The 1,238-nt window shown below is 56.3% G+C and carries 1 protein-coding gene; it reads left to right on the top strand.

The features are described 5' to 3' along the window. Positions 1–60: 60 nt before the first annotated feature. Positions 61–1,208 (top strand): IS3 family transposase gene (locus Q1A91_RS23630; protein ID WP_299883375.1). Its coding sequence is split into 2 segments (ribosomal slippage): positions 61–310 and positions 310–1,208, totalling 1,149 coding nucleotides; the frame shifts between segments, so codons are not numbered across the junction. Positions 1,209–1,238: the final 30 nt, after the last annotated feature.

The following is a 1,238-nucleotide window of genomic DNA, read 5'->3' as shown; positions in this document are numbered from 1 at the left end:
TGGCCTGCTGCCGGTTTCGTGGACACCGAGATAAGGTGTTTATGAAACTGGAGAATCTAAATGACGAGAAGAATGTTCAGCCGCGAGTTCAAGCAAGAGGCGGTGGATTTGGTGAAGCAACGAGGTGTGAGCGCAGCGCAAGCCTCTAGGGATCTTGGAATACATGCCACGGTTCTTCGGAGATGGGTGCGTGCTTCTGAGGCTGATGGTCCGGCGGCATTTCCGGGAAATGGCCGACTGACGCCAGAGCAAGAGGAGCTCAGAAGCCTGCGGCGCGAAGTGTCCAAACTGAAGGCGGAGCGCGACATCCTAAAAAAGGCCGCAGCCTACTTCGCCAAGGACCAGCTATGATGTTTGGGTTCGTGGCGAAACACCGAGGGGTCTGGCCAGTTAGTTGGATGTGTGATGCGCTCGGTGTGTCACGTAGCGGCTTCCATGCCTGGCTTACGCGACCACGCAGCGACCGGTCGATCCGCGACGAAGAGCTATCGGCGGTGATCCGTAGAAGTTTTCTGCGTTCAGACCGGACCTATGGCGCGCGGCGGGTCTGGCACGATCTTCTTGAAGAGGGCTATTCCTGCGGGTTGCATTGCGTCGAGCGACTGATGCGGCAGGCGGCCTTCAGAGCTCGTCCAAAGCGTCGACAACCACCTAAAGACGAGGGCACGAGGTCGATCATAGCTGCCAACGTGCTTGAACGTGAGTTCGATGCGGATGGCCCGAACCAGAAATGGGTGTCGGACTTCACCTACATCTGGACAGCGGAAGGCTGGCTCTACGTTGCAGCAGTCATCGACCTGTTCTCCCGGCGCGTTGTTGGCTGGTCGATGAGTGATCAGATGACCTCCCAGATGGTTACGGATGCCTTGATCATGGCGATGTGGCGCAGGGGAAGACCAAAGGAGCTGCTGCATCATTCCGATCAGGGCAGCCAATATACCAGTGAACCGTTCCAAAGGCTGATGGCAGATCATGGCATTACCTGCTCAATGAGCCGTTCCGGGAATGTCTGGGACAACGCTGCGATGGAAAGCTTCTTCTCTTCGCTGAAGACAGAACGGATCAAACGCAAAACCTACAGGACCAGAAAGCAGGCGCGGGCAGATGTCTTCGACTACATCGAATGCTTTTACAACCCGAAGCGCCGACACTCGACCATCGGGTACCTAAGCCCTATCACATTCGAGGAGCGAGCTATGAAAGCTTAAGTTGCCGTCTACGAAACCAGCAGCAGGCCA

This window comes from uncultured Sulfitobacter sp., from assembly GCF_947500075.1.
GTDB lineage: Bacteria > Pseudomonadota > Alphaproteobacteria > Rhodobacterales > Rhodobacteraceae > Sulfitobacter.
Note: the sequence above shows the minus strand (reverse complement) of the source record. Positions and strands in the feature narration are given on the sequence as shown.